The organism is Mycobacterium neumannii (genome assembly GCF_048452905.1).
In the GTDB taxonomy this organism is placed as follows: Bacteria; Actinomycetota; Actinomycetes; order Mycobacteriales; family Mycobacteriaceae; genus Mycobacterium; species Mycobacterium neumannii_B.
Genome location: NZ_JBCGVF010000003.1, coordinates 592,000 through 618,911, shown reverse-complemented (window position 1 = coordinate 618,911; position 26,912 = coordinate 592,000). Strand labels below are relative to the sequence as shown.

Annotated in this window: 27 protein-coding genes; 14 read left to right on the top strand and 13 right to left on the bottom strand. The window is 66.7% G+C overall.

Annotated elements, in window-relative coordinates; all coding sequences use genetic code 11:
• The 3 genes from AAHH99_RS09225 to AAHH99_RS09215 form a co-directional block, all read left to right on the top strand.
• A partial coding sequence (locus AAHH99_RS09225; RefSeq protein ID WP_418768383.1) for an NAD(P)H-dependent flavin oxidoreductase occupies positions 1-392 on the top strand: 392 nt, incomplete at its 5' end.
• Positions 389-1,186, top strand: coding sequence for an enoyl-CoA hydratase/isomerase family protein (locus AAHH99_RS09220; protein WP_418768382.1), 798 nt, complete (start codon positions 389-391; stop codon positions 1,184-1,186). The genes AAHH99_RS09225 and AAHH99_RS09220, both read left to right, overlap by 4 nt.
• Positions 1,187-1,190: 4 nt before the next feature.
• A complete protein-coding gene (locus tag AAHH99_RS09215) occupies positions 1,191-1,952 on the top strand; it encodes an enoyl-CoA hydratase/isomerase family protein (RefSeq protein WP_418768381.1) in 762 nt (253 codons plus the stop codon).
• Here AAHH99_RS09215 and AAHH99_RS09210 read toward each other — a convergent pair.
• Positions 1,924-3,126 (bottom strand): acyl-CoA dehydrogenase family protein, encoded by a 1,203-nt coding sequence (locus AAHH99_RS09210; RefSeq protein ID WP_418768380.1) that lies wholly within the window; start codon positions 3,124-3,126, stop codon positions 1,924-1,926. The genes AAHH99_RS09215 and AAHH99_RS09210 overlap by 29 nt on opposite strands.
• A gap of 2 nt (positions 3,127-3,128) precedes the next feature.
• Positions 3,129-3,941, bottom strand: a complete 813-nt coding sequence (locus AAHH99_RS09205; RefSeq protein WP_418768379.1) for an enoyl-CoA hydratase/isomerase family protein — start codon at positions 3,939-3,941, stop codon at positions 3,129-3,131.
• Positions 3,942-4,032: 91 nt separating this feature from the next.
• On the opposite strand from AAHH99_RS09205, the gene AAHH99_RS09200 reads away from it, so the two are divergent.
• Genes AAHH99_RS09200 through AAHH99_RS09190 form a run of 3 tightly spaced genes read left to right on the top strand, consistent with a single transcriptional unit; the run spans position 4,033 to position 7,349 of the window.
• The gene (locus AAHH99_RS09200) at positions 4,033-5,229 is read left to right on the top strand and encodes a cytochrome P450 (protein WP_418768378.1); all 1,197 of its coding nucleotides are present in this window, start codon (positions 4,033-4,035) and stop codon (positions 5,227-5,229) included.
• Complete coding sequence (locus tag AAHH99_RS09195) at positions 5,226-6,026, top strand: enoyl-CoA hydratase/isomerase family protein (protein WP_418768377.1); 801 nt, start codon at positions 5,226-5,228, stop codon at positions 6,024-6,026. The genes AAHH99_RS09200 and AAHH99_RS09195 overlap by 4 nt, the downstream gene beginning before the upstream one ends.
• Before the next feature lie 36 nt (positions 6,027-6,062).
• Complete coding sequence (locus AAHH99_RS09190; RefSeq protein WP_418768376.1) at positions 6,063-7,349, top strand: cytochrome P450; 1,287 nt, start codon at positions 6,063-6,065, stop codon at positions 7,347-7,349.
• 102 nt (positions 7,350-7,451) lie between these two features.
• Here the strand turns inward: AAHH99_RS09190 and AAHH99_RS09185 are convergent, their stop codons facing one another.
• On the bottom strand, positions 7,452-8,804 hold the full coding sequence (locus tag AAHH99_RS09185) for a phosphotransferase (RefSeq protein WP_418768375.1): 1,353 nt from the start codon (positions 8,802-8,804) through the stop codon (positions 7,452-7,454).
• Positions 8,805-8,885: 81 nt separating this feature from the next.
• Here AAHH99_RS09185 and AAHH99_RS09180 point away from each other — a divergent pair, with 81 nt between their 5' ends.
• Genes AAHH99_RS09180 through AAHH99_RS09165 form a run of 4 tightly spaced genes read left to right on the top strand, consistent with a single transcriptional unit; the run spans position 8,886 to position 11,951 of the window.
• A complete protein-coding gene (locus tag AAHH99_RS09180; protein WP_418768374.1) occupies positions 8,886-9,707 on the top strand; it encodes an SDR family oxidoreductase in 822 nt (273 codons plus the stop codon).
• Positions 9,708-9,712: 5 nt separating this feature from the next.
• The gene (locus AAHH99_RS09175; protein WP_418768373.1) at positions 9,713-10,489 is read left to right on the top strand and encodes an SDR family NAD(P)-dependent oxidoreductase; all 777 of its coding nucleotides are present in this window, start codon (positions 9,713-9,715) and stop codon (positions 10,487-10,489) included.
• A 5-nt stretch (positions 10,490-10,494) separates the two neighbouring features.
• Positions 10,495-11,016 carry a nuclear transport factor 2 family protein gene (locus AAHH99_RS09170; RefSeq protein WP_418768372.1) on the top strand — a complete coding sequence of 174 codons (522 nt, stop codon included), beginning with the start codon at positions 10,495-10,497 and terminating at the stop codon, positions 11,014-11,016.
• Positions 10,998-11,951 carry an SMP-30/gluconolactonase/LRE family protein gene (locus AAHH99_RS09165; RefSeq protein ID WP_418768371.1) on the top strand — a complete coding sequence of 318 codons (954 nt, stop codon included), beginning with the start codon at positions 10,998-11,000 and terminating at the stop codon, positions 11,949-11,951. Before AAHH99_RS09170 ends, AAHH99_RS09165 begins: the two co-directional genes overlap by 19 nt.
• Before the next feature lie 7 nt (positions 11,952-11,958).
• On the opposite strand, the gene AAHH99_RS09160 is transcribed toward AAHH99_RS09165, so the two are convergent.
• Complete coding sequence (locus AAHH99_RS09160) at positions 11,959-13,254, bottom strand: amidohydrolase family protein (RefSeq protein WP_064403227.1); 1,296 nt, start codon at positions 13,252-13,254, stop codon at positions 11,959-11,961.
• Positions 13,255-13,368: 114 nt separating this feature from the next.
• Here AAHH99_RS09160 and AAHH99_RS09155 point away from each other — a divergent pair, with 114 nt between their 5' ends.
• Entirely contained in the window at positions 13,369-13,575 is a 207-nt protein-coding gene (locus AAHH99_RS09155; protein WP_418768370.1) for a hypothetical protein, read from the top strand.
• A 1-nt stretch (position 13,576) separates the two neighbouring features.
• Here the strand turns inward: AAHH99_RS09155 and AAHH99_RS09150 are convergent, their stop codons facing one another.
• Complete coding sequence (locus tag AAHH99_RS09150) at positions 13,577-14,719, bottom strand: acyl-CoA dehydrogenase family protein (protein ID WP_418768369.1); 1,143 nt, start codon at positions 14,717-14,719, stop codon at positions 13,577-13,579.
• Positions 14,720-14,722: 3 nt separating this feature from the next.
• A complete protein-coding gene (locus AAHH99_RS09145; RefSeq protein WP_418768368.1) occupies positions 14,723-15,769 on the bottom strand; it encodes an acyl-CoA dehydrogenase family protein in 1,047 nt (348 codons plus the stop codon).
• A gap of 167 nt (positions 15,770-15,936) precedes the next feature.
• On the opposite strand from AAHH99_RS09145, the gene AAHH99_RS09140 reads away from it, so the two are divergent.
• Positions 15,937-16,737 (top strand): SDR family NAD(P)-dependent oxidoreductase, encoded by an 801-nt coding sequence (locus AAHH99_RS09140; protein WP_416586912.1) that lies wholly within the window; start codon positions 15,937-15,939, stop codon positions 16,735-16,737.
• Here AAHH99_RS09140 and AAHH99_RS09135 read toward each other — a convergent pair.
• From AAHH99_RS09135 to AAHH99_RS09120, 4 genes are read right to left on the bottom strand one after another with little or no spacing between them, the layout of a single operon-like run.
• Positions 16,730-17,926 carry a cytochrome P450 gene (locus AAHH99_RS09135; RefSeq protein ID WP_418768367.1) on the bottom strand — a complete coding sequence of 399 codons (1,197 nt, stop codon included), beginning with the start codon at positions 17,924-17,926 and terminating at the stop codon, positions 16,730-16,732. The two genes, AAHH99_RS09140 and AAHH99_RS09135, sit on opposite strands and share 8 nt — an antisense overlap.
• 7 nt (positions 17,927-17,933) lie before the next feature.
• Positions 17,934-18,386: a VOC family protein gene (locus AAHH99_RS09130; protein WP_418768366.1), complete on the bottom strand. Its 453-nt coding sequence runs from the start codon at positions 18,384-18,386 to the stop codon at positions 17,934-17,936.
• On the bottom strand, positions 18,383-19,588 hold the full coding sequence (locus AAHH99_RS09125; RefSeq protein WP_418769570.1) for a CoA transferase: 1,206 nt from the start codon (positions 19,586-19,588) through the stop codon (positions 18,383-18,385). Before AAHH99_RS09125 ends, AAHH99_RS09130 begins: the two co-directional genes overlap by 4 nt.
• A 14-nt stretch (positions 19,589-19,602) precedes the next feature.
• Positions 19,603-20,826: a CaiB/BaiF CoA transferase family protein gene (locus AAHH99_RS09120; protein ID WP_418768365.1), complete on the bottom strand. Its 1,224-nt coding sequence runs from the start codon at positions 20,824-20,826 to the stop codon at positions 19,603-19,605.
• Positions 20,827-20,904: 78 nt separating this feature from the next.
• On the opposite strand from AAHH99_RS09120, the gene AAHH99_RS09115 reads away from it, so the two are divergent.
• Complete coding sequence (locus AAHH99_RS09115) at positions 20,905-22,137, top strand: CaiB/BaiF CoA transferase family protein (protein ID WP_418768364.1); 1,233 nt, start codon at positions 20,905-20,907, stop codon at positions 22,135-22,137.
• Positions 22,138-22,139: 2 nt separating this feature from the next.
• Here the strand turns inward: AAHH99_RS09115 and AAHH99_RS09110 are convergent, their stop codons facing one another.
• From AAHH99_RS09110 to AAHH99_RS09100, 3 genes are read right to left on the bottom strand one after another with little or no spacing between them, the layout of a single operon-like run.
• Positions 22,140-23,258: a thiolase family protein gene (locus AAHH99_RS09110; RefSeq protein ID WP_418768363.1), complete on the bottom strand. Its 1,119-nt coding sequence runs from the start codon at positions 23,256-23,258 to the stop codon at positions 22,140-22,142.
• A complete protein-coding gene (locus tag AAHH99_RS09105) occupies positions 23,255-23,479 on the bottom strand; it encodes a hypothetical protein (protein WP_418768362.1) in 225 nt (74 codons plus the stop codon). Before AAHH99_RS09105 ends, AAHH99_RS09110 begins: the two co-directional genes overlap by 4 nt.
• Positions 23,480-23,481: 2 nt before the next feature.
• On the bottom strand, positions 23,482-25,548 hold the full coding sequence (locus tag AAHH99_RS09100) for a CoA transferase (RefSeq protein ID WP_418768361.1): 2,067 nt from the start codon (positions 25,546-25,548) through the stop codon (positions 23,482-23,484).
• 130 nt (positions 25,549-25,678) lie between these two features.
• On the opposite strand from AAHH99_RS09100, the gene AAHH99_RS09095 reads away from it, so the two are divergent.
• Positions 25,679-26,893, top strand: a complete 1,215-nt coding sequence (locus tag AAHH99_RS09095; RefSeq protein WP_418768360.1) for a cytochrome P450 — start codon at positions 25,679-25,681, stop codon at positions 26,891-26,893.
• Positions 26,894-26,912 lie beyond the last annotated feature (19 nt).

The following is a 26,912-nucleotide window of genomic DNA, read 5'->3' as shown; positions in this document are numbered from 1 at the left end:
ACGGCATCAACATGGGATCGCGGTTCATGTGCACCGTCGAATCGGCGATCCACCAGAACGTCAAGGAGGCGATCGTTGCGGGCACCGAGCTCGACACGGAGCTGATCTTCCGGCCGCTGCGCAACACCGGACGGGTGGCCAGCAACGCGGTATCCCGCGAGGTCGTCGAGATCCTGGACGAGGGCGGACAATTCGAGGACATCGCCCATCTGGTGTCAGGCAAGCGCGGTGCGAGGGTGTACGAGACAGGTGACCTGGACGCCGGGATCTGGTGGATCGGCACCGCGATGGGGCTGATCAACGACATCCCAACCTGCGGTGACCTGGTGTCGCGCATCGTCGACGAGGCCGAGGAGATCATCAGCGGCCGACTGGCGGGGGCCCTGCAATGACCGAACTGCCGATCGGCTCGTCGGACCTCACTGGATGCGATGAGATCCTGGTCGCCAGCGACGGTCCCGTCCGGATCGTGACCCTCAACAACCCCGGCGACGCCAATGCGGTCAACAATGCGATGCATGGCGCGTTCGCGCGGTTGTGGACCACGTTGGGGGAGGACTCCGAGGCCCGCGCCGTGCTCATCACCGGCACGGGTGATTACTTCTCGGCGGGTGGCAACCTGGTGGAGTGGCTGGAGACGCATGTCAACAACCCGGTCACCCGGCGCGAGGGGATGCGCGACGCCCGCCGGATCGTTCGGGACATGGTCGATTTCCCGCTGCCGATCGTGGCCGCCGTGAATGGTCCAGCTGTCGGATTCGGTTGCAGCATCGCCGTTCTGTGCGACATCGTGTTGATGTCGGACAAATCGTTCTTCGCCGACACCCACGTCGCCAGCGGGCTGGTCGCCGGTGACGGTGGCTCGGTGCTCTGGCCACTGATGATGAGCCTGATGAAGGCGAAGGAATACCTCTTGCTGGGTGAACGCATTCCGGCGGCCAAGGCCGTCGAACTCGGGCTGGCCAATCGGGTGGTACCGCACGACGCGATCAAACAGGAAGGACTCGCGCTGGCGCACCGGCTGGCGGCCCTGCCCCCGCGTGCCGTCCAAGACACCAAGCGGACGTTGAACCTGCACGCCGAACGCGCGGTGACGGCCATCCTGGACTACGGGATTTCTGCGGAGACAGAGTGTTTCACCACTGAAGAGCACCGAGCCGCGATCGACAAGTTTCTCAATCGGTGACTTGATGTCCGATGGCACGACACCGCTGGTGGTACGCGAGGACAAGGGCGCCGTCACTCTGCTGTTGCTGAACCGCCCGGCGCAGCGCAACGCATTGCGTTACGAGTCGTGGACCGAGTTGTCCGAGCAGCTGACGTCGGTGGCCGCTGACCCCAACGTGCGCGGTGTCGTGCTGGCCGGTGCGGGCGGATTCTTCTGCGCGGGCGGGGATTTGAAGATGGGTCCGGCGCACGGTTCTGGCCCGCTCGGACCGGCGGGCCGGGTCGAGCATGCGCAGCGAATCATGGAGCAGCTCAAAGCGCTCCCGGTACCGACCGTCGCCGCGGTCGAGGGCGCCGCGGTGGGCCTCGGGTGGAGCCTCGCGCTGGCGTGTGATCTCGTCGTTGCCGCAACCGACGCCTTCTTCAGTGCTCCGTTCGTCGCTCGCGCCGTCGTCCCGGACGGCGGCTTGGCCTGGCGGCTGACCCACCAGCTGGGCAGGCAGCGCGCCGCCGCATTGCTGCTGCGCGGGAACCGACTTGCGGCGTCCGACGCTGCAGACGTCGGCCTGGTCACCGACCTCGCCGAGCCCGGCACCGCTGTCGATCATGCGCTCGCCGTTCTCGACGAACTGGCACAGGCCGATGCCGCGGCGATGGAGATGACCAAGCGCCTGATCAATTCGGTGGAGACCGCCCAGCTAGCGGCCTTTTACCCGCTGGAGCTGGCGCTGGCGACCGTCGCCCAGCAGCGCTCCGCTAGCGCGGCAAGCCGAGACCAGTGGTAGAGATCAGGTCCCGCTGAATCTCGCTGGTGCCGCCGCCGATGGTGTGCAGCAGCGACAGCAGCAGGCCTTCCGAGAAGTGACCGTCCAGCACGGCCTCGGGGTCGTCGGGCATCAGCGCGCCCGCGGGGCCCAGGATCCGGGCGCCCAGTGCGCGAAGCTCGGCAGTCAGTTCCGAGTGGTACAGCTTCGACAGCGACGGCAGCGCCGGATCCAACGATGCCGCCGCCTGTAGGTGTGCTATCCGGTAGGACAGGATCCGTCCCACCTCCACCCGCTCGACTGCCCGTGCCAGCGCCACCCGGTTGGTCGGATCCGCCAGCGGGTCATGGGGTTTCCCGCGCTGCGCATGGCACCAGTCGACGAGCTCGTCGAGATAGCGCTGCGCCTGCGCGGCACGGGTCACGTTCGATCGTTCGGCGTTCAGCAGAGCCTTGGCGACCTTCCACCCGTCACCCTCCGCGCCGACCAGGTTCGTCGCGGGCACCCGCACATCGTCGAAGAACTCTTCGGCGAATGTCGGGTAGCCCGTCATCGATCTGATCGGCCGGCGGGTGATGCCCGGGCTGGAGAGGTCGACGAGGAAGAACGAGATCCCCGCCTGCCGTTTCTCGCCCACGGGCGAGGTCCTGGCGAGCACGAAGATCCAGTCGGCCAGCACGCCGTTGCTCGTCCAAGTCTTCTGCCCGTTGAGCACGTAGTCATCGCCGTCGCGACGCGCGGTCATCCGCAACGCTGCCAGATCGGATCCGGCTTCGGGTTCGGAGTACCCCTGCGCCCACATCCGCTCCGAACGCGCGATCAGCGGCAGGTGCTCCCGCTGTTGTTCGGGGGTGCCGAAGCGAAAGAGCACCGGCGCCAGCATGTTCACTCCGTTGGTGTTGACCAGCGGAGCCCCCGCGTAGGCGAGTTCCTCCCTGATGACCACCTGTTCGACGACACCGAGGCCGCCGCCTTCGTACTCCGCGGGCCAGTGCGGAACGAACCAGCCCTGGGCGTGCAGCTTGCGACAGAATGCCACCGCCCGTTCGTGGCCTTCCCGGGGCAGGTAGTCGGGGTTGGCGGCGGTGCGGCGGAACTCGTCAGGCAAGTTGTCGGCCAGCCAGTTGCGGACCGACTCGCGCAACCGCTCGACGTGTTCCCCGCCGCCGAACCGGACGATCGGCCTCAGCGGCACGCTCAGACCCGGTCGGCGGGTTTGGCTGCCCTCTTCATCAGCTCCCGCATGTACTCCTGGAACTCCTTCGACCCGGTGACGACCGCCTGCAGGTCGTTGGTGGCCTGCTGGTGGGTGCGAAAGCCCATGGTCTCCCACGCCCGCATGATGCCGGCCTTCGTGGCCTGCAGCGTGATCAACGGCGCCTTGGCGATCTTGGCGGCCAGTTCCTCTACCGTGCTCTCCAATTCATCGGCCGGCACGACGCGGTTGGCCAACCCGAACTCGAGGGCCTGCTCGGCCGAGATCTTCTGCGCGGTATAGAGATACTCCGCGGCACGCTTGTAGTTCATGAACACCCAGGGCTCGAACATCGTCTCGGCCCCCGGCAGCCCGAACCCGGGCACAAGCGGCATCTGGAACCAGGCGTCATCAGAACAGACCGTGATCTCGGGCAGCAGCGCCCAGGTGGTGCCGCCGCCGATCGCGTATCCGTGCACCTGAGCGATGACCGGCTTCGGGAACTCCCACAGCTTCAATACCGGCCACAGGAACAGTTGAGCAGCCGAGCGCCACACCTTGCCCGATGCATCCAATTCCGCCTTGAATTCCGGGTAGCTGCCGTCGGGCACGTGACCCGAGCAGAAACCCTTCCCATTGGCCTTGAAGATGACGACCTTGATGTCATAGTCGTACTGCGCGTCGTCGAGCGCCTCGTTGACGCTGTGCACCATCTGGGAGGTCTGGGCGTTGGCACGTTCGGGATTGTTGAGAATGATCCGGGCGATCGGACCGTCCTTCTCGTAGATGACATGGTCCAGGGTCCGCGTTTTCAACCTGCCCGTCCCTCCGCGACTTCAGTGTTGTACAGAATTACGCGGAGTGTACCATTGTTTAACGCCTGACCACCCAGGAAAGGACCAGCCGATGGTGACAGCGGAGTTGCGCTGGGATCCGTTCGACCGTGCCCTGCACAAGAATCCCTACGAGGTGTGGCGACGACTGCGCGATGAGGCGCCTGTCTACTACAACGACCAATACGACTTTTACGCGTTGAGCCGGTTCGACGACGTGCTGTCGGCCTCCCTCGACACCGAGACGTTCTCTTCCGAGCACGGCATCACGTTGGACGCGATCACGCCCGAACCGTGGCCGCCGCCGAAGGCGATGATCATGATGGATCCGCCCGACCACACGGCTATGCGGAAAATGGTCAACCGCACATTCTTTCGGAGCAAGATCGCCGAGCTCGAGGACCGGGTGCGCACGTTGTGCCGCGGATATCTGGATCCCCATGTCGGCAGCGGGGGATTCGACTACGTCCGTGACTTCTCCATGAAGCTACCGGTCATGGTGATCAGTTCGTTGCTGGGCTTCCCGGAAGAAGACCATGACAATCTGCGTGAGTGGACGGATTTACAGCTCCACCGCGAGGAGGGCACTGCGGAGCTCAGCGAGTTGGGCCAACAAGCCAACGCGAAGCTGTTCGGGTATTACAAAGAACAAATCCAGAAGCGCCGGGTGAACAGCACCAGCGATATCGTCGGCAACCTGATGAACTCCGACCTGGTGCAGCCCGGCCGAGAAACTCGTCGTCTCGACGACGCCGAAGTACTGTTCTTCATCGCGCTCATCAACGTGGCGGGCAACGAGACCGTCGCGCGACTGCTCGGCTGGACGGCGTTGACACTCGCGCGCTTCCCTGGCGAACGCGCGAAACTCGTCGAGAACCCCGGCCTCATCGGAGGCGCGGTCGAGGAACTACTGCGATATGAGGCACCGTCGCCCGTGCAGGGCCGCTTCACGCTGCACGACACCGCTTTTCACGACACCGTGATACCGGCCGACTCCAAGGTCGCGTTGTTGACGGGCTCGGCCGGGCGTGACGAACGCCAGTATCCGAACCCCGACGTCTTCGACGTCAACCGCACCGGCATCCGGCACGTCAGCTTCGGTCACGGCGCACACTTCTGCCTGGGCGCCGCGCTCGCCAGGCTGGAGGCCAGGGTGGCCATCGAGGAGACCCTGGCCCGATTCCCGACGTGGGAGGTGGACGAGGACGCGGTCGAATACGTCCACACCAATTCGGTGCGCGGTCCGGCGAGCGTGCCGATCCTGCTGTGAGCGCCACCGGACTGACCGCGCGCACCGAGGACGGGGTGCGGTGGTTGGTACTGGACCGTCCGGACGTCGGCAACTCCGTGACCCGGGCGATGCAGCGCGACCTCATCGGCAATTTGGAGCGGGCATCGAGCGATCCCGGCATCCGTGCCGTCGTGTTCACCGGCGCGGGCACCAGGCACTTCTGCACCGGCCCCAACCTGCGCGACCCCGAGATGCGGCCGAGCCAGGACCGGGTCGCCGGCGACGCCGCGCGCAGGCTTCGCGCCGGATCGCAGGCCGTGGTGTCGGCGATATTGGACTGTGAGAAGCCGGTCGTCTGCGGACTGAACGGCGTCGCGGCCGGTGTTGGCGCGAGCATGGTCCTGGCGTGCGACCTGATCGTCGCCGCCGAAAGTGCGCGGCTGATCGAGCTGTTCGTGCGACGCGGCCTGGCGCCAGATGGCGGTGCGGCCTACCTGCTCGCGCGGAAGGTGCCGTTCAACATCGCCAAGGAACTGCTGATGTTCGGCGAGGAGATCACCGCCCAGGAGGCGCATCGCATCGGGTTGGTCAACAAGGTCGTCGCCGACGATCAGCTCCCCGCGGAAGTGACGGCGTGGGCCCAGCGCCTCGCGCGCGGTGCGACACGCGGGATCGCCGCCGCCAAGGCGATGCTCAACCAAGCCCTCGACGCGGACCGCGCCGCGGCCTTCGATACCGAGGCACTTCTCGTCGAGCAGGTGGCAGCCACCGATGACGTCGCCGAGGGGATGGCCGCCTTTATGGAGAAACGCGATCCGACGTTCCGCGGACGGTAGCGGCGGCGGATGTAGCGACGACCAAGGAGGCCGAAGATGGCGCGCAGCACTCGCGGGGTGATCGCGCCCTTCGCCAACGCAGTCCGGATGAATGTCGTTGCCGCCGTGCAGAACCGCGCACGTGGTTATCGGGGGTGGACGGGCGCGGTCAACACCGACTTCGATCCGATGGATCCCGCGACGGCGTCTGCGCCGTTTGAGGCCTACCGGGAACTCCATCGCACCGGTCGGGTCCACTACAACCCCCGGCGGTCCAATTTCATTCTGAGCCGACTCTCCGATGTCAGGACCGCTCTGCGCGATACCGAACACGTGACGAGCGCCGAAGGCGTCACCCGGCTCAAATTCTCGGCGCCGCTCGCTGTACTGACCGATGGAGACGAGCATGCCCGGCTGCGCAAGCAGGTCCAGCCGGGCTTCAGTAAGGGCGCGATGGATAGCTGGAAGGGGATGACGGAGAAGCTGGCGACCGAACTCGTCACCGAGGTCATCGACGACCCCGGCTGTGATGTGGTGCAGCGATTGGCAATTCCGATGCCCATCCGGATGATCGCGCAGATCCTTGGCATACCGGAGTGCGACGCCGAGGACTTTCGGCGCTGGTCGGAAGCCGGTGTCGGCATCATGGACTTCTCACCCACGCCGCGCGGTGTCGTCGGCGCGGTGAAGTCGATGGCGGCGATGGCCACGTTGCGTCGCTACTTCCTGAACCAGTTCGCCCACGGTGGTTTGAAAGGCTCCGGCACCGTGCTGGGCCGCCTGCTCGAACACAACAGCGACGGCAGCCTCACTGATGAGCAGCTGTTCCTCATCGCGGTCCACCTGCTGATCGCGGGCAACGAAACAACAACAAACCTGCTGGGCGGCATGTTCGACACCTTGGCGCACAACCCCGACCAGTACGACATGATCCGAGCCGACCCCGACCTCATCCCTATGGCGGTCGAGGAGCAGTTGCGCGTGACGACACCGATCCAGAACCTCTACCGGTACACCTGTTCCGACTACGAGATCGCCGGCGTCACGATACCCCGCGGATCTCGAATCCTTCTGTTGTTCGGCGCGGCCAACCGCGACCCCATCGCGTTTGAGGACCCCGATCAGTACCGTGCGGACCGAAACCCCCGGACGCACATCGCCTTCGGCTACGGTGCGCACATGTGCGTGGGTGCTCCGCTGGCGAGGATGGAGGCTCAAGCGGTTCTACGCGAACTCGTTCCCCGGGTGTCGCGGATCGACGTGGTTGGCGAGACGACGTGGTCGCGGCACAGCTCGTTGCGTGGGCCCACGCGGCTTGCGGTCCGGCTCACCCCGGTGCGGTGAGCTCAGCGCAGTATGGCGCGTAATGCGTTGAGCATCAGATAGATCGGGTATGTGATTGACAATGCGATCTTCGCCGTGCGGGTTCTTGGTCATGCTGACCGCTTAGCCGAGCAGCTCGGTCAGTGGTATCACGTGCCCGATCCGACCGCCGGTCAGGAGCGGTTCCATGAGCAGGAGTTGGCGCATCACCCGACGGTGGAGCAGCGCAATCAATGCGGGGTCGTGATGCGGCGCGGCGGTGCGGACGAACTTCTCGAGGGTCTCGTCGCCCTCCGCGCGGTCGGCGGGTCGACTCCCGAGCAGATCCTGGATGTCATCGAGGTCGGCGGCGTCGATGGCGTGCGCGTACTCGCTCACGCGGTGACAAAATTGCGCAACCTTCGCCACGGCGGACCGATGGTACTCGGCGATACCGGCTGGCACTGGAAGTGATTCCACCATGGATGCCAGGCCGGCGATCGCGCCGGGGTAGGCCGTGGGCATCGGGTCGGGTAACGACACGGCCGATAGCTGGACGTCGGCCTGGCGGGCGATCGATTCGATCGCGTGCAGCGATAGGAGATGGAACCACTCGATGTACTGGATGATGTCAGTCAGCGGTAAGTCCAGGTGCAGAACGATCGCGACACCGAGCGGCGTGCAGAGCGCGAACTTGGCGGTGTGGAACTCGATCGCGGCCGGGTCCAACGGTGTCCCGGAGGCAGCCTCGTAACGCCGCAGCACCCTACCGAGGTCGCCCATCGGCTCCGTCACGTTGCGCAATCGCAGGCCCGCGAGATCGTGGGAGACGTCGCCGATGTGGGCGAGTTCGACGTCGATCAGGCCGGTGATGCGACCGTCGGCTGCCATGTACTGACCGGTGTCACCGAGAACGAACGACGGGGTCGACCGGTGGGCCGGGGCGTTTCGCCGCAGCCATCCGATTGCGAACTCCAGTAACGGTTCCGGGCGCTGCTTGTTGTTCCGATAGCGGGTCACGAATGTCTCGAAGTGGTCGAGGGCGAGCGCACGTGCACCGTCGGGGATGCGCAGGTTCGCAGCCGCGAACGCCGCCGGGTCGATGGAGTGGGTACGCACGAGTGCGTCGACGTAGGCGTCCATGATCGCGTCGATGCCGGGAGCATCGTCGGTGTGACACGGATTCGGCACTCCCGGCAACAGGTCCATCACGACCGCCGTTGCCAGAGAGCCACACTGAGTGATCTCCCCGTGTACGTGGGGGACGGGGATCTGGTGCGCCTCCATCACCCGCAGGATCGCTGCCTCCGCCGCGACGCTGGCGAAGCCGAACCCTTCGCGATCGCCCCGGACGTAAAGGCCGACCTCCCGACCGCCGCGTTCTGCGGTGACGAACCACGCGGGCCGCCAACGGTGGTGGCGTTCGATGGTGCGCACCGGTCCGATATTCGCTGAGATCCAGTCCTCGACGACGGAGTCCACGCCGTGTTCAGTCACTAGACAATAGTACAGATAGTGTGCTCTCGTAATATCTGAAAGACTCCGCCGCCGAACGGCAGCGACCACACTGGAGGCACCATGAGCCTGTTCGACGCCTTCTCCTATCGAGACAAGCGTGTCGTCGTCGTCGGTGGCGCCACCGGGATGGGCAATGCCACAGCTCGACTCGCTCAGGACGCGGGTGCCGACGTCGTCGTCATGGACTACGCCGACTGCGACCTGCCCGGCGTCACCGCGATCCGAGTGAATCTGGCGGACCGGAATAGCATCGACACTGCGGTGGCCGAATGCGGGGGCACCGTCAACGCCGTCTTTGCGTGCGCGGGCGTAGCGGACGGTCCCGGTATCGAGCGCATTAACTTCATCGGTCACCGTCACCTCATCGAGCGACTGCGCGCCGAGGACATGCTCCCCCGGGGCAGTGCGATCGGGTTCATCTCGTCGGCGGCCGGGCTCGCCTGGCGGTCGAACCTGCCGCAGCTCACCGAGTTCCTCGACATCGTGGACTTCGACTCCGCCACCGCGTGGGCGGTCGACAACGGTTGTGCGCACTACATGTTCACCAAACAGGCGGTATGCGCGTACGTGGCGCGCGAGGCCATGGATCTCATCTCCGACGGCATTCGAATCAACGCCATCTGCCCCGGTCCCACCGACACGCCACTGGCGCGGGCCAATGCGGAACTCTGGCTCGACTTCGGTGCCGACTACCGGGCGAAGGTCGGCGTGGCCGCCGCTACGCCGATGGAACAGGCCTACCCGCTGCTGTTCCTGTGCAGTGATGCGGCGAGCGTCGTCAACGGCATCACAATGGTGACCGACTCGGGATATCTCAGCGCCGGCATCACCGAGGTGTTCCCCGCAGGCACGCCGATGGCGAAGATGCTGTTGGACGGGTAGTGGCCATGAGTGCGGACCTCTCGAACAGCGTCGTCGTCGTCACCGGCGCGAGCGGTGGAATCGGCCGTGTGATCGCGCGGCGGTACGCGCGCAGCGGCGCCACGGTCGCGTTGGTCGCGCGGCGGCCGGACCAACTGGCGGTGACCGCGGATGTGATCGCCGAGGACGGTGGCCATGCCTCGGTGCACGTCGCCGACATCCGGGACGAGAGCCAGTGCGGGGACGTCGTTTCCGCGATCATGTCCCGCTGGGGACGCCTCGATGTCCTGGTCAACAACGCCGCGATACCAGGCACCGATCAGCCGGTCGCGGAGGCCACCGTCGACAACTGGAACGCGGTGCTCGCAACGAATCTCGTCGCCCCGATGGTGTTGTCGCGAGAGGCACTGCGGCAGGCAATGATTCCGGCCAGGAGTGGCAATATCCAGTTTGTGTCCTCGGCCGCGGCGCGTACGGTTCAACCGCAGAAGGCCCACTACGCCGCGGCCAAGCTGGCATTGAGCGCACTGGGGCAGACGCTGGCACTGGAAGTGGGGACCGCCGGGATCCGGGTCAACACCCTGGTGGTCGGCACGGTGGAGGGTCAGTTGGTCGACAACTACCTGGCCCGGCGGGCGGCCGCCGATGGGGTGAGTCCGGACGAGGTGCGACGCAGGCTGGTCGCGACGACCAAAATGGGCCGACTGATCCGCCCGGACGAGGTCGCGGACGTCTCCATCTGGCTGGCCTCCGACGCCGCGTCGGCGATCACCGGTCAGGACATCAACGTGACAGGAGGCTGATGCGGATGGCTCACCCCGGGCAGGTCGCAATATTGGTGGCACGCGACGAAATTCGCCAGCTCGCATACCGGTACGCGGCCGCGCTCGAGTCACGAGACGTCGACGCGATGGTCGACCTGTACTCGCCGGACGCCCGCTTCGGCGAATACGGCGATGGTCCTGACGGACTGCGGCGGCTGATGACACACAGCCTCGACGGATGCGTATTTGCAGTGATCTTGGTGGCCAACCACCTGATCGACTTCGATGACGACGCGCAAGCCCACGGCCAGGTGTGGGCACGCTGCGTCGCCCAAACCGAGGCCGACGGCTTCGTCGAGCAGCTCATCAAATACGAGGATCGCTACGAACTGCGCGACGGCCGGTGGCTGTTCTCCCACCGCAGGCACCGCCTGTGGTACGGCATCGGGCACGCCCAGTCGCCGCTGCGCCAACCGGCAGCCAACTGGCCCGCCGGCCAAATCGGTGTCGGCGATATACCGTTGTCCGACAGTGTGTTCCACAGCTGGTGGGCGGGTCGATCGTGACGCGCGGCACCCACTACCTCGCCGACGGTCTGGCATTTCCGGAGAGCCCGATCGCGGAGGCGGACGGCTCGATTCTGGTCTCGGAGATCGCCGCCGGGTGCATCACGCGGGTGCGGCCCGACGGTACCAAGGAGAAGGTCGCTGACACCGGCGGCGGGCCGAACGGGATCGCCCGGCTGCCAGATGGTCGGCTCGTCGTCTGCCAGAACGGCGGCTCCACGTTCGGAATCGGTCCGTGGCCGTACGATTTCGACGGCTGCGCCATGCTGTTCCGTCCGATCGGGGCCGCGGCCGCACCGCTGACACCTGCGATCCAGATCGTCGACGCAGACGGTCGGGTTGACACGCTGACCACCGAATTCATCGCCCGCGATGGCCAACGGTCACCGCTGGTGCGTCCAAGCGACGTGTGCGTGGACTCCTCTGGTGGCTTCTACGTCACCGACGGCGGGACGGTCAGGGGTCGCAGTCGCGATGTCACCGGGCTCCTGTACGGCACCGTCGACGGCGGATTGCGGGAGGTGGTCTACCCACTGGAGATGCCGAACGGGGTTGCGCTCTCACCGGACGAATCCAAACTGTATGTCGCCGAGACCAGAACGCGCCGGATCTGGGAGTTCGACCTCGCCGCACCCGGCGTCATCAAGGCCGCGCGTGGGTTGGCGACGGTGCCGAGCGGAGGACCGCTGAATGTCGGTGGCGCCGACGGCCTGTGCGTCGACAGGACGGGCCGGATTCTGGTGGCGACGCTCGGCGCCGGTGGGGTGACGATCTTCTCGGCGGACGGGGCACCGCTCGGCGCCATTCCCGCGGACGATCCGATGACCACCAACGTCACGCTCAGCGGGGACGAGGCGACGCTCTATATGACCCTCGCCTCGTCCGGGCGGATCCTGGTCGTCGAGGACTGGTTGGCCGCCGCGGGAATTCGGTGAGTCGCGGCTATTCCTTGTTGGTCATCTGATCGGCGAGATTCTGGATGAAGGCGCCGTACCCGACACCGCCGTGGTCGGACATCACGGCGTCGTAGTCGTACTCCGGCGGATTGCCGGCGTTGGGCCGCCAGCCGGAGTCGGCCGTGCACGAGGCGAACCCCTCCTCTGGGAACGCGTACCACCGGCGGGTGTTCAGTTCGACGATCTTGTGCGCTTCTTCGTCGGGAACACCGGCCAGCATCTCCTCGGCGCGAGCCCGGCTCTTCGGCCAGAACGAGTCGGAGTGCGGATAGTCGCATTCCCAGGTGATATTGTCGATGCCGATCAGATGGCGCAGCCCGACCCCGACCTCGTCCTCGATGAAGCAACCGGTGATGTTGCGGCGGAACAACTCTGACGGCGCGATCGTTGGATGGATGTTTTGGTAATACTTGTGTTTACGCCACACGTAGTCGGCCCGCTCGATGATGTACGGCATCCACCCGATGCCGCCTTCGGAGAACGCGACCTTCAAGTTCGGGTGTTTGTGGAACACCGGGGAGAACATCAGCTCGACCGCCGCCGACATCGACGTCGTGCCCATGAGCGTCACCATCACCGCGAATGGCGCTTCGGGCGCGGTGGCCGGTGGCATGCCGCCGGAGCCGAAGTGCATGACCGCGGTCAAGTTGGTCTCCTCCAAAGCCGACCAGACCGGATCCCAATGCGGGGTGTGGAAGCTCGGTAGACCGAGATTCAGGGGGTTGTCGGGCAGGCCGACGGCGCGACACCCCTTGGCCGCCATGCGCTCGATCTCCTTGACCATGAGCTGGGTGTCCCACAGCGGGGTGATCATCATCGGGATGAAGCGCGCCGGATCGGTGGCGCACCACTCGTCGATCGAGAAGTCGTTCCATGCCTGCACGCACAGCAGTGCGAGGTCCTTGTCGGTGCCCTCGAGGAAGACCGTGCCGCAGAACCGCGGGAACGACGGGAAGCACAGCATCGCGTGGACTCCGTCGATGTCCATGTCCAGCAGGCGCGCCTTGGGGTCGTAGCACCCGGGGATCATGTCGTCGTAACGCACCGGGTCCACGCCGAACTCCTCGGGGCGCTTGCCGGCGACGGCGTTGAGCCCGATGTTGGGATACGCGCGCCCCTCGTAGACCCACTGGTGCATCGGCGGCTTGCCGTCCCGCGGGAACTCGACGATGCGCGGGCCGTCGTGCAGATACTTCTCGGGCAGGCGGTCGGACCAGACGTGCGGGGGTTCGATGAGGTGGTCGTCGACCGAGAGCAGCTTCATCGACGGTTGCAGTGGCATCGCTGGTCCCCCGTCCTTCCGGCTGATAGGCTTGATAGAACAATTGAACACAATATGCTTAGTTGACTATAGCGCCCGGTGGTGTGGGAACTCAACCGTGGCAAGGAGGCGCCGATGGATCCCAGTGATCGCATTCCGCACGACGACTGGGCCGATCAGGACCTGCTGACCCGCGCCGAGGCCGCCGAACGGTTGGCCGCCGAGATCGCCGACGTCAGGGCCAGGGTGGACGGCGGCGCGACCGACGAGGTCACGCTGCGTCGGCTCGCGGCGCTTCAAGAGGCGCATGCCCAACTCGTCAATGGACGGGCGCCGAACTGAGTCACTTCGATCGCGGGAGGCCGAGCACCCGTTGCGCGACGATGTTGCGTTGAATCTGCGCGGTCCCGCCGTAGATTCCCGCGGCCCGCGACCACACGTAGATGTCCCACTCCAGCCCCTCGCGCAGCAGCGGTTCGCTGTCGGTGAGATCCATCATCGTGTGGCCGAACACCTGGTCGGCGCGGGCCATCAGCAGCTTGTCGACGGACCCTTCCGGGCCCGGGAGGGCGCCGCGCTGCCGCTCACTCAACGACCGCAAAACCTTGACCTGCAGGGCACGCAATTCCGCGTACACGCGACCGAGCCGAACCCGGGTCATCGGGGAGTTCTCCAACTGCCCGGAGCGCACCTGCTGTTCTAAGTCGCGCAATTGCCTTGACAGCCTGCTGATCCAGTTGATGTCGCTGGGGCCGCGTTCGTAGGCGAGCAACTGGTTGGCGATCGTCCAGCCCTGTCCGCGCTCGCCGAGCAGGTTCTCCTCGGGCACCTCGACGTCGTCGAACGTCACCTCGGTGAATTCGCGGTTGCGTGCGGAGTTGACGATCGGCGTAACGGTGATCCCGGGTGTCGACATCGGCACCAGCAACACCGAGATGCCCTGATGCTTGAGGGCGTCGGGTTCGGTGCGGCACAACAGAAAACACCAGTCGGCGACCGCGGCGAAACTTGTCCAGATCTTGCGCCCGTTGATCCGAAACGCGCTCCGACCGCCGGTTTCGACGAGGTCGGCCCGGGTCTTGAGGCCGGCCAGGTCCGATCCGGCCTCGGGTTCGCTGAACCCCTGACACCACCGCACCCGGCCCGAGAGCAGGCCGGGCAGCAGTTCGGCGCGTTGGGTGTCAGAGCCGAACAGCCGCAGTGCGTTACTGAGGTGACCGACCCCTTCGATCGGCGCCGCGCCGGCGCGGCCCAACTCGTCGTTGAGGATGGCTTCGTAGATGGGGGGCAGGCCGTGGCCGCCGTACTCGACGGGAAACGACAACCCGATGTATCCGGCTTCATACAGGGTCTGATGCCAGGCGTTCTGGGCGTCCGCGCGTGCCGCGGGGTCGTCGGGGATTGCAGCGTCGGCGCTGTGGTCGCGCAGCCACTGACGCAGGTGTGCCCGGAATTGCGCTTCCTCAGGGGTGTCGTTGAAGTCCATCGCCTACGCCAACCCCTCGTTCGCCAACCGCAGGTGTGCGATTGCCTCGTACTGGGCCGTCTCGTCGCCGAACAGACGGCGGTTCAGCAGAGTTCGGCGCACACGTAGATGCGAGACGTGCTCCCAGGTGATGGCGATCCCGCCGAACACCTGAACGGCGGTCTCCACGACGTCACGGCCGGCCGCGGCGGAGTACGCCTTGGCCGTCATGGCCGCCAGCAAGGCCTCCTCGGTGGGCAGGTGGTCGACGGCCCACGCCGCGTGCCACACGCAGCTTCGCGCGCCCTCGACGCCGATCAGCGCATCGGCGAGCATGTGCTGCACCGCCTGGAACGAGCCGATCGGGACCCCGAATTGGACTCGCTCCCCGGCGTAGCGGACCGCGTCATCGAGGGCGCCCTGCATGACCCCGAGCAGGTCGGCGGCGACGACGGTGAGTGCGAGTGCTTCGACGCGACGCCAGCGCTCCTCGGAGATCGGCTCGCCGACGGTGGCGATCGGCACCGCGCTGTCGGAGGGCAGTCGGCGCAGCGTCCGGGTGAGATCGAGGCCGTCGGCGGCCGCGCCGCCATCCAGTGGGGCCGTGCCGAGGTGGCGCAGCCCGTCGGCCTGGTTGGCCACCAGAACGTGGGTCGCGCCTGCGGCGTCGAACGCCACCGCGCCGCCGTCTGAGGCGCCGAACCGGCGCAGGTCGACGGTCAGCGCCGGGGCGATGCGCAGTTGTCCCTCGGCCAGAAGATCCAGTTCCTTCTCGGCGCGCGCGGCTTCCAACAACTCGGCGGCGAGCACAGCTTGACTGGCGACCGGCACCGCGCACAGCGTGCGGGCCAGCTGCTCGATCGCCAGGACCGTCTCGACCCCACTGGCCTCCAGCCCGCACAGGGCGGGGGAGCGCAGGGTGGGAATGCCGATCTCGACCACCTGGCTCCACTGCCGCGCCAGGGTGTCACCGCTACCGATGTCGCTCGGATCCGTGGTCGCCAACTGATCCGCCAGCTTGGATACCGTGTCCCGCAGGAGCTTTTGCTCGTCGGTCAGGCCGATGTCCATCGAGCGATCAGCCGTCTGTCAGAGGCTGTGTCAGCCCACACACCGCATTGGATTCGCAGCGCTCGCGATCCACTTCGACACGCATCCGGCTTCCTTCCTGGGCGTTCGGATACCATCATGAATGATAGAACGAATATTGTTCAACTGTTCACTCGAGGAGGCTCGTCTTGTCCCGGCTGGAGAATCGAAACGCCCTCGTCACGGGTGGTGCTCAGGGGCTCGGGCGCGCGGTCGCTCGTCGACTTGCGGCCGAAGGCGCGCGGGTGACGATCGTCGACCTGAACGAGGAGAAGGGGCGCGAGTGCGTCGGGATCATCGAATCGGCAGGCGGTAGGGCGGCATTCGTCCGGGCGAACGTGGCCAAGCGGGAGGACATCGAGGCCGCCGTGCGGGCGGCCTCCGTCGACGGGCGCCTCGACGTCCTGGTCAACGCCGCCCAGTATTTCGCGATGCCCAAGGCGCTGGAACTGGTATCGGACAAGGATTGGGAACTGTCGGAAGCCACGGGACCGAAGGCGACGTTCCGGTTCATGCAGGCGGCGTTCGGCGCGCTGAAGCAATCCGGTAAGGCGTCGGTGGTCAACTTCGTCTCGGGCTCTGCGCTCGGCGGGATGGCCTACACCGCACCGTATTCCGCGGCCAAGGGGGCGGTTCAGGCGTTGACGAAGGTCGCCGCCAACGAGTGGGCGCGCCACGGCATCCGGGTGAACGCGGTGTGCCCGTTCGCGCTGACGGACGTGCAGCGCAAGATGATCGGCACCGAATGGGACAACTACACCCGCACCGCGGATGCATCGCCGATGAAGCGCGGCGCCGATCCGGACACCGAGATCGCGCCGGCTGTGACCTTCCTCGCCAGTGACGACGCGGCGTTCGTCACCGGAACCGTGCTGCACGTCGACGGCGGCATGACCGAGTTGTCGACCGTGGACTATTCGCAGTCGCCGGGTGTGTTCAGCGCTACCTGAGCGTCATCTCCACGCTGGTGTATCCCCGCACGGTGGCGGTCAGCACGCGCTCGTGCGCCCCGATCGAGTAGTTCGGGAACTTCTCGACGATGTACTCCAATACGAGTTGAGCCTCCCGGCGGGCCAACCACTGGCCGAGGCAGATGTGGATTCCCCAACCGAAGTACACGTCCGTGCCGCGTGGGCGGTCGATGATGAACCGGTCGGGGTCGGGGTAGCGGCGTTCGTCTCGGTTGGCGCTGCCGAGCAGCAGGAGCACCCAGTCACCGGCGGCCATTGTCACACCGTGTTTTTCGACGGGTCGGGTCAGGGTGCGCGCGACCCAGTGGCTGGGGGTGTCGTATCTGAGTGCCTCGTTGACCGCGGCCGGGATCAATGTCGCGTCGTTGACGATTCGGCGCCACTGGTCGGGATGCTCGTACAACGCCACCAGTCCGTTGGAGATCAGCTTCTGGGTGGTCTCCGAGCCCGCCGCCGACAACAGGTTCGCGAACATCAGCACCTCGTGGGGGGTGAGCGAGCGCTCGCCGCCGGCCTCGGGGTCGTCGAAGGTCGCGTTCAGCACGGTGCTGATGAGATCGTCGCCGGGATGCCGGCGGCGATGGTCGATGAGATCACCGATATACGCGCTGATCTTGCGGTTGGCCTCGATGGCGCTGGCCGGCATCGCGACCTCGCCTTCGTGCCGGGTCAGGAACGCCTCCCACCACACTCGGAGCTGCTCGCGGTCGGCCTGCGGAACGCCGAGTAGGTCGCCGATCACATCGGTGGGAATGGAGAAGGCGAACGCCTCCATGGCGTCAACGGTGGTGTCCGGTCGCAGCTTGTCGAGGTGGTGTGCCACGACCGCGCGCAGCGCATTCTCTAAGGCCGCGACCGCCTTCGGGGTGAAGAATCCCTTGAGCACTCCACGGACCCGGTCGTGCCGTGGCGGGTCCATGGAGATGATCGAGTACTTGCGCCCGTCGTTGTCCGGGTTCTCCGGCGCCGGGCCCTGCTTGGAGGAGTACGTCGACCAATCGCGCAGCGCGCCGGAGACGTCGTCGAATCGGGACAGCACCCACCATCGGTCTTCAGGATCCCGGTACACCGGCGCCTCGTCGCGCAACCGACGGTACACGGGATAGGGATCATCGAAGATCGCCTTGGAGAACGGCGAATACGTCAGCTCGTTGATCGCTGGCACCATGATTTCGTCACCTGTCAACCGGGGGAGTTCGTTCGATGAGCTCGAGCAGGTTGCCGTCCGGGTCGGTCGCCATCAGACCGCGGTTGCCGGCGCCGAACGCGACGGTGCGGTCTGGAAGCGCTCGGCCCCCGTGCGCCACGATCGCGTCCACCGCCCGTTCGGCGTCGTCGACCCGAAACGACAGGTGGGTGAAGCCGAGGGTGTTCATCGGGCGCGGCCCCGTTGCCCCCACGGTTCCCGGCCGGACGTAGCCGAGCAGTTCGAGGCGAAACCCGTCGCGCTGCAGGTAGACGAGTTCGAGCAACAGGCCGGGCACGTCGAGCAGCTGGGCGGTGGCGTCGTCGTCGACTGTCATCCGGCCGACGACTTCGAAACCCAGTGCCGAGCAGTAGAACTGCTCGGCACGACCGATGTCGCGCACGCACAGCCCGATGTGGGTGAGGCGGTGCCCGTCGCTCATCGCGGTCGTTCGGCGAGGTCGTCGAGCAGCGCGTTGTGCTCACCCAGCAGCGGCGGCCGCGTCGGTGCGGCCGGCGGGGTCGCGCTGAACAGGTACGGCGTGCCCGGGTAGGTGATGGTCCTGTCCAGGTCCGGGTGTGGCACCGGAACGTGAAAGCCCCGTGCGATCGTGTGTTCATCGTCGAAGGCCTCGTTGGGGGGAAGCACTGCGCCGCAGGGAAAGCCGCGGCGCTGACTGGTCACGAAGAACTCCTTGGCGGGCAGTCTTGACGCGATGAGGCGGATCGCGTCGCGCGCGGCGCTGAGGATCGCCGTGGTTTCGTCGTCGACACCGATCATGGCCAGGTCGACTGGTTCCTCCCGGCCGGCCGCCAGTTCGAGGAACACGGCTTCCGGCAGTTCCACGGAGAGGCCGAGTTCGTCGAGCCACGCCAGCAGCCGCGCGAAGTCCTCCTGCTTGCGGGGGAGCACCCCGGTGGTGGCGTAATGCCCGTCGGCGCACCGTACTTGCACCGGAGAGCTGCGTGTCGGGTAGGCGTGTCTGCCCGTCTGGCGCAGACAGATGTCCTGGTTCACCAGCCAGTGATACGTCGTCTGCTCGCTCGTGACGTTGCACGCGGCATTGACGTTGACATCGACCAGTTGGCCCTGCCCGGTTCGATCGCGGTGTGCGAGGGCCACGAGAGCACCGATCGCGCAGTACATTCCGGCGATGTTCGCCGACTGATCGCCGGCTCCCCGAATCGGCGGCAGCGTGCGGTCGTCGTATCCGCAGTTCCACACCGGGCCGCCACCCGCGAGCATCGTCAGGTCGGTCGTCGGTTGGCCGCTGCGGACGCTGCCCAGCCCGAACGGGCTGACCGACACCCAGATCAACCGGGCATCACGGGACGCGCATGCGGCATAGTCGACGTCCTCACACCGGTCGCTGCCCGCGATGACCACGTCGGCAGTGGCGATCAGCGCCGCAAGATCCCGCTGTCCGGGATCGGTGCGCAGATCGACTGTGACCGAGCGCTTCCCGACGTTTCCCGCCCACCAACGCAGACTCCGATCCACCCCCGGCTGATCGTCGACGAATGGCGGCCGGGCCCGGTCAGTCGATCCGGTCGGCGGCTCGACGACGATCACGTCGGCGCCCAACTCGGCCAGCACCCGACCACCGACCGGAGTGAACTGGTCGGCGATCTCGATGACCCGCAGGTCGCTCAGGGCGGTCAGATCACACCTCGCTGTGCCCAGTCGTCGAGTTCTGCCTCGGAGTGGCCGAGCAGATCCACGAGCACCTCGCGATTGTGTTGGCCAAGGCGGGGTGCGGCCGAGGTGATCTGCCACGGAGTGGCAGAACATCGGATCGGGATGCCCTCGACACGCACCTCGCCCATATCGGGATGGGTCACCGTGGGGAAGAGCCCCATCGCGGTCAGATCGGGGTCGTCAACGATACGTTCCGACGGGCTCTTGACCATGCTCGCCGGTAATCCGGCGGCCACGAGGTCGTCGGCGAGCGTCGCCGCGTCGCGGGTAGCGGTGACGTCGCCGATTAGCGCGTCCAGTTCATCAGCGGCGCGCACACGCTGCTCGAGGGTGGTGAACCGATCCGACGACAGCTCGGGTTCGTTGAGGACCTTCGCGAGCACGCCGAGTTCACGCTCGTCGCGGCAGGCGATCGCGATCCAGCGGTCCGCGCCCGCACAGGGGTAGATGCCGTGTGGCGCCATCTCTGCGAAATCGGCGCGATTACCGCTGGCGGTCGCGGCGCGGCCGTTGACCGTCCAGTCGAGCACCTCCGTCGGCAGCATCGCGATGCCCGCGGGCACAGTCGCCAGGTCGACGTGCTGGCCCTCCCCGGTCCTGTCGCGGTGGTGCAGCGCCGCGAGGATGGCCGTGGTCATGTACAGCGCCGACATGTGATCCATGTAGGAGAAGCCCCACCCGGCGGGTTCGGCATCGGGGAGGCCGGCGGTGAACGTCAAGCCGCTCATCGCCTGGACGATCGGCCCCCATGTCTTGAAATCCCGATACGGGCCGGTGTGGCCGAACCCGCAGTTGGACACGTAGATGATGTCGGCTTTGATCTTCTGCAGTTCCGCATAGCCGAAGCCGCGCCTGTCCAGGACGCCTGCCGCGAAGTTCTCACAGACGACGTCGCTGATCGAGATCAGCTCGCGCAGCAGGTCTTTGCCTTCCGGCGTGCGCATGTTGATCGTGACGCCGTACTTGCCGACATTGTGGTTGTTGAACCCGGCGCCGAAGTTCACCCCGCGGCGCTCGTCGACGTACGGGCCGACGCCGCGCAAGGCGTCCCACAGTCCCTGCGTGGCAGGGTCTTCGACCCTGAGGACCTCCGCTCCGAACGCAGCAAGGATCTTGGTGGCTCCGGCACCCGCCAGCTGACCACTCAAGTCGCACACTCGTACGTGGGACAACGCGCCCGTCACAGAAGCGACAATAGCAGCTGGACATAAAGTGTTCTATTGTTCAATTCGATGGTGTTGACCACAACGGAGGCTGTGCAAATGACAGCAGGTGTCCCTGCGCCGATGAAGGGTGTGCGCGTGCTGGAAGTCGCGCAGTGGACGTTCGTCCCCGCTGCGGGGGCGGTGCTGGCCGACTGGGGGGCCGACGTCATCAAGGTCGAACACCCGCGCACGGGCGACTCCCAACGCGGGCTGCGCAGCCTGGGCCACATCACCATCGAGGGCGACCGAAACCCGGTGATGGAACACGCCAACCGCGGCAAACGGTCGATGGCCATCGACATGTCGACGCCGGACGGCCACGCGCTGCTGATGGACATCGCGCGCACGGCCGATGTGTTCCTGACCAACTTCCTGCCCGAGGCCCGCAAGAAGCTCAAGATCGACGTCGATGACATGCGCGCGGTCAATCCCCGCCTCATCTATGCCCGCGGCAGTGCGTACGGGCCACTCGGCGCCGAGGCCGACACCGGTGGTTACGACATGACCGGATTCTGGAGCCGCGCCGCGGGGGCCATGGGGTCGACCCCGTCCGACCTGGAAGGTGTTGTCCCGCAACCGGGCCCGGCCTACGGTGACTCGATCGGCGGCATGACCATCGCCGGCGGGATCGCGGCAGCGCTGTTCGAGCGTGAGCGCACCGGGCATGCCCGTGTGGTCGACATCTCGCTACTCGGCGTGGGTGTGTGGGCGTCGGGGGTGGCGATAAACGCGGCCCTCGTCAGCGGCGAACCCTGGGTGGCCAACCCCGCTGGCGCGAACGTCGCGCCGAACAATCCGCTGGTCGGCTTCTACCGGACCGCGGACGGCCGCTTCCTCGGCCTGTCGATGATGCAGGGTTTCCGCTACTTCGGCGAGTTCTGCCGTCGCGTCGGAGTGCGCGAGTTGGCCGACGACGAGCGCTTCGCCGGCCACGAGGCGTTGACCGAGAACGCCGCGGCGGCCGCCCAGATCCTACGGTCCGCGATCGCCGCGCGGCCACTTTCGCACTGGCGGGCGGCGCTGGAGGGCTTCGACGGCCAATGGGCGGTGGTGCAGAACACCGTCGAGGTTGCCGCGGACCCGCAGCTGCGTGCCAACGGCGGCATCGTCGACGTCGAAACCGGCGGCGAGCGAGCCGAACTCGTCGCCAGCCCGGTGCTGTTCGACGAGACGCCGCTGAGGCTGCGCCCGATGCCGGAGTTCGCCGCCGACACCGAACAACTGATTCTCGAACTCGGCGGTGACTGGGACCGCATCACGGCGCTGAAGGAAAGCGGTGCGATCGCGTGAGATCACCCACGCAGTAGGGCCACCACGCACGAGCCGCCACCGCCGACGGCCTGTGCGAGGCCGATTCGCGGTTGCGGTACCTGGCGCGGACCCGCCTCTCCGCGAAGCTGGCTGACGATTTCGGCGGCCTGTGCCAGCCCGGTCGCGCTGATCGGATGGCCGCGGGCGATGCAGCCGCCGTCCGTATTGGTGGGTAGGGAGCCGTCCGACGCCAGACCCCCGGACTCGGCAAGGTTCACCGCCCCGGCCGCGTCGGTCAGGCCCATGGCGATCAATGCGGTGATCTCCTCGCTGGCGCACATGTCGTGCAGCGACACCACCCCGATGTCCTGTGGATCCACGCCCGCGTTGGCGTACGCGCGTTTGGCGGTCAGGGTGATCTGGGAGGGTGGGCCCACGACCGGTCCGACCAGGGGCCAGTCGCGGTCGGCCGGCCAGCTGGTCTGCTCGATCGACAGCACCGGCACCGAACGCGGTACCGGATCTGTCGAGACGACGATGGCCGCGCCGCCGTCGACCGAGGCGTGGCACATCATCTTGGTCAGCGGTTCGGCAACCATCCGCGAGCCGAGCACGTCGTCGACCGTCACCTCGTCCGGGTTACGGTGTGCGGCAAGAGGATTGAGACGGGCCTGGTTGTAAGACTTGGCGGCGACGGCGGCGATGACGTCTGGCCCGCAGCCCGTGTCGTGCAGGAAACGGGCGGCCTCAATGGCGTAGTGCAGTTGCGGTGGGAAGCGGTCCCAGAAGCCGACCGCGGCCGGGACTACTCCGCCCGGTTCCAGTGCGGTGGTCTTCTCGTACCCGATGGCCAGCGCGGTGCGACAGCGACCGGACGCGACCGCCCAGACCGCATGCCGCAGGGCGACCATTCCGCCGGCAGACGCACTCTCGGTCGCGGTCACCGGTATTCCTGTGCGGCCCAACCGGTGTGCCACACCGATGCCGGTCTGCGGTCCTGCCAACGCCGAGGCGGTGAACACCTCGCCGACGGCGTCGTACCCGACGCCCGCGTCCTCCAGCGCCTTCTCGGCCGCGGCGACGCCGAGGTCGGCCAGCGGGGTCTGGCCGTGCTTGCCGAATTCGGTGACACCGACCCCGGTGATGTGTACGCCGGTCACGACGGATCCGCCACGAACATCTCGACGGTGTCCTCGCCGAGCGTGGCGCGAATCAATCGACCGGGGGTGCCCGGCGCGGGCCGGGCACCGTCAACCAGAACCTGGAACCGGCCGGTGTGGGTGTCGATCCACGCGACGCTGTAGCCGTCGCGACCGTAGTCGGGGTAGGGCGATTTCGACGGCACAAAAGTCGATGACCACACGGTCGCGATCTCGGACATCGTCAGACAGTCGTCCTCTCGTAAAGCGCACTGGAGGGTGTACTGCCCAGTGCGGGAGGTGGTGTCAGTGGCAACGGTCCCGCGCCGGCGAACCGCCACGGCAGACCCACCAGCCGTCCGGTTTGCAAATCCGGGTCGGGGTGAGCGATTTCGGGGAAGAAGCCACGCGCGGCCAGGTGCGGGTCGCCGACCAGTTCGTCGGCGCTGCGTACGACGGCGGCGCGGACACCAGTGGCGGCGAGTTTCGTCGCGATGACCTCGGCGCGGGACGACCCGATCTCTGCGGTGAGCTCGGCCGTGTCGATGGACTCGTCGTCGGTCGACTCGACCGCCACCCACCGCTCGTCGGCGCTGCGGTACACCGCGCGGCGCACGGCCGAATCCGAGTCCACCAGATCCGCTGATGCCGCGGCGAGGTATTCGGCGACGGTGTAGGCGACCACCTCCGACATCGACAGGTCGACGACCGCACCGGTGTCGGCGCGCGGCCCGACCGCCCACGCGGCGATGACGACCGCGGCCACCACGGACGACAACGGATCGGCCAGCACGGTGCCCAGCCGCGCGGGTTTTCCGTCGTCTCCCGTCGTCAGGCCCGCCAGGCCGCCGTAGGACTGAACATTGTTCGCGTACACGCGATATCCGGCCAACGGCCCGTCCGATCCGAAGCCCGACACCCGCATCACGAGTCGCCCCGACGCGGCCAGTCGCTCCGGTGACACGTTCAGTCGATTCAGCCGGGACGACCCGACGTTCTCGATGACGACGTCGGCCTGCGACAGTGCCTCGGCGACGTCGTCGATTGCGTGATCCGGGTCGATCAGCACGCTCCGTTTGGAATGGTTGGCCACGGCGTAATAGGCGCCGCGTTCCAGCCCCGCGATCCCGTCGGCGAACGGACCGCTGCGCCGGTAGATGTCGAGGCGGTCGGGATCCTCCAGGCGTACCACGGTCGCACCCATCGCACCGAGCAGCGAGCCGACGATCGGGCCCGCCAGGACATGGGTGAGCTCGGCGATGCGCAGCCCACGTAGGCCATCGGTCCGACGTTGACCGCTGTCGCCGAGATCGGTACGCCACGGCGGACCCAGCACGGTGACGTCGCGGTCCCCGATTCGCGCCGTGGTCAACGACTTCCGGTGGGCCAGCTGCGGCGACATCAGCAACTCACCGGGCAAATTCACCGGTGTCGAGGGGACGCCGTTGGCCTGCAGGATGGCTGCGCATTCGGCCTTGTCTCGGTCGCGGGTCCACTCGGTGACCTTGGCATTGATCAGGCCGGCGTTTTCGATCCGGGCGGGACGGTCGTCGAGGCCGGCCGCCCATTCGGGCTGTCCGAACGCCGCCAACAGGCCCCTCCACTGATGGTTCTCCACCGCCGTGATCCGCACCAGCCCGTCGCGGCACGCAAACACCCCCGACGGTGCAAGGTACCGACCGCTGCCCGCGCGACCCGGGCATCGGTACATGACATGTGCGCACTCCGGCAGAGCAGAGGTGTAAATGACCGCTTCCTGGATCGACACGTCGACGCGTACAGGTGTCGAGGAGTCGCGCCGGTCCAGTCCGTGGAGCGCGGCCAGTGCCGCGACGGCTCCCGCGGACTTGAGGGCGACGTAGCCCGGAGCTGGAACTGGCCGCCCGTCACCGTCCTCGATCGTCGCGAGGAGTCCACCGCTGGCTTGGGCGACCAGTTCGCCTCCGGGGTGCGGTGGTCCGTCGGCGCCGAACGGGGTGAGTGTCACCACCACCGTGGGCCCGTCGACGGGTGGGGCTGCTGTGCCGTCGACGATGACGATGTCTGCGTCGCGGGCGTGTTGGGCCGGGTCGGCGGCGGGGTCGAGTATCCGCTTGCGGCGGTCGAGCACGAAGTCGACCGCAGCGACCGGACCCTCGGGTGCCGCCAACTGTGGGCCCTCCCGACGCGCGTTCTCGCCGGGAATCCTGGCGACGTCGGCGCCGAGGCTCGCCAGGAGCGCGGCGGCGGCCGAGCCGGCGACGCCATCGCCGACCTGCAGAACGGCGACGCCGGCCAGGACATCCGTGGTCGCGGGACGTTCCTGGCTCACCGTGCGCGCTCCTTCCCGCGGTTGCTGAACAATTGAACATTATTCGTTCTGTTGAGTCCACTGTGACCCGACCGACTGACGCCGCGCCATGACTTCACAGATTCACATCATCTGTTTTATTGTTCATAGCATGTCGCCACTTGCCGGCCTGTCGGAAGCACGCTTCGATGACCCCGCGTTCTACCAGGGTGACCCCAACGCGACGTTCCGGCGGCTGAGGGAGAGCGACCCGCTGCACTGGTACGACGAAGGCCAGTTCTGGGTCGTCACCAAGTACGACGACATCAAGGCGATCTCGGCGCGACCGGAGAAGTTCAAGTCGGAGCGCATTGCGATCATGATGGATTTGATCGCGCATCGCCAAGGGGTCGACCCGCAAGGATTCGGGAGTCGCGGGATCATGTTCATGGACCCGCCCGAACACCGTGCGCATCGCAAGGCGATCGGGGTCAGGTTCACCCCGGCGGCGGTCGCCAAGATGGAGGATCGCGTGCAGCAGGTCGTCGCTGAGGCGTTCGACAGTCTGCCCGACGGTGAGTTCGACTGGGTCGAGCACATCGCAGAACCGATTCCGGTGTACATCTTTTCCCACTTTCTCGGTGTGCCGGAGTCGGACTGGTCGCAGGTCGCGTCGTGGGCGACGACCATCGCGAAAGCGGGCAGCGGGCTGGCCAGCGACGAGGATTTTCAGCTGATCTTCGATCAGATCGCGCCCTACCTGTTGGCGCTGGCCGCAGAGCGAGCGAAGGATCCGCGTGACGACCTGTTGACGATGCTCACGCAGGTGAGTATCGACGGGGAACCGTTCAACGAGGTCCAGATCATGGTCTACGCGATGACGCTGCTGGCGGCGGGTAGCGAAACCACCCAGAGCCTGCTGGCCGGCCTCATTCACTGTCTCGATGTGCATCCCGGGCAGGCCGAGGCGCTGTTCGCCGATCCTTCGCTGGCGGAGAACACCGTCGAGGAGACGATGCGGTGGTGGACCCCCGTGATGAGCATGGCCCGGCAGGCCGCCGCCGACGTCGAGCTGCGGGGTAAGACGGTCCGCGCGGGCGACGGCCTCCTGATGGCGTACGCCTCGGCCAATCGCGACGTCGACCACTGGGGCCCGACGGCCGACGAGTTCGACATCACCCGGCCCGATGCGTCCGGCCATCTCGGTTTCGGTGTCGGGGAACACTTCTGCATGGGGGCGGCGCTGGCCCGCCGCGAGGCGCGGTTCGTGCTCGCCGAGGTGATCAAGCGGGCGAAGCGAGTTCGCGTCACGGGGCAGCGGGTCAAGCGAAACTCGTCCTTGGTCAACACCTTCGACCGGCTGGGCGTCACGCTCGACTACCGCTGACGAGTACTGCTTCGCGACA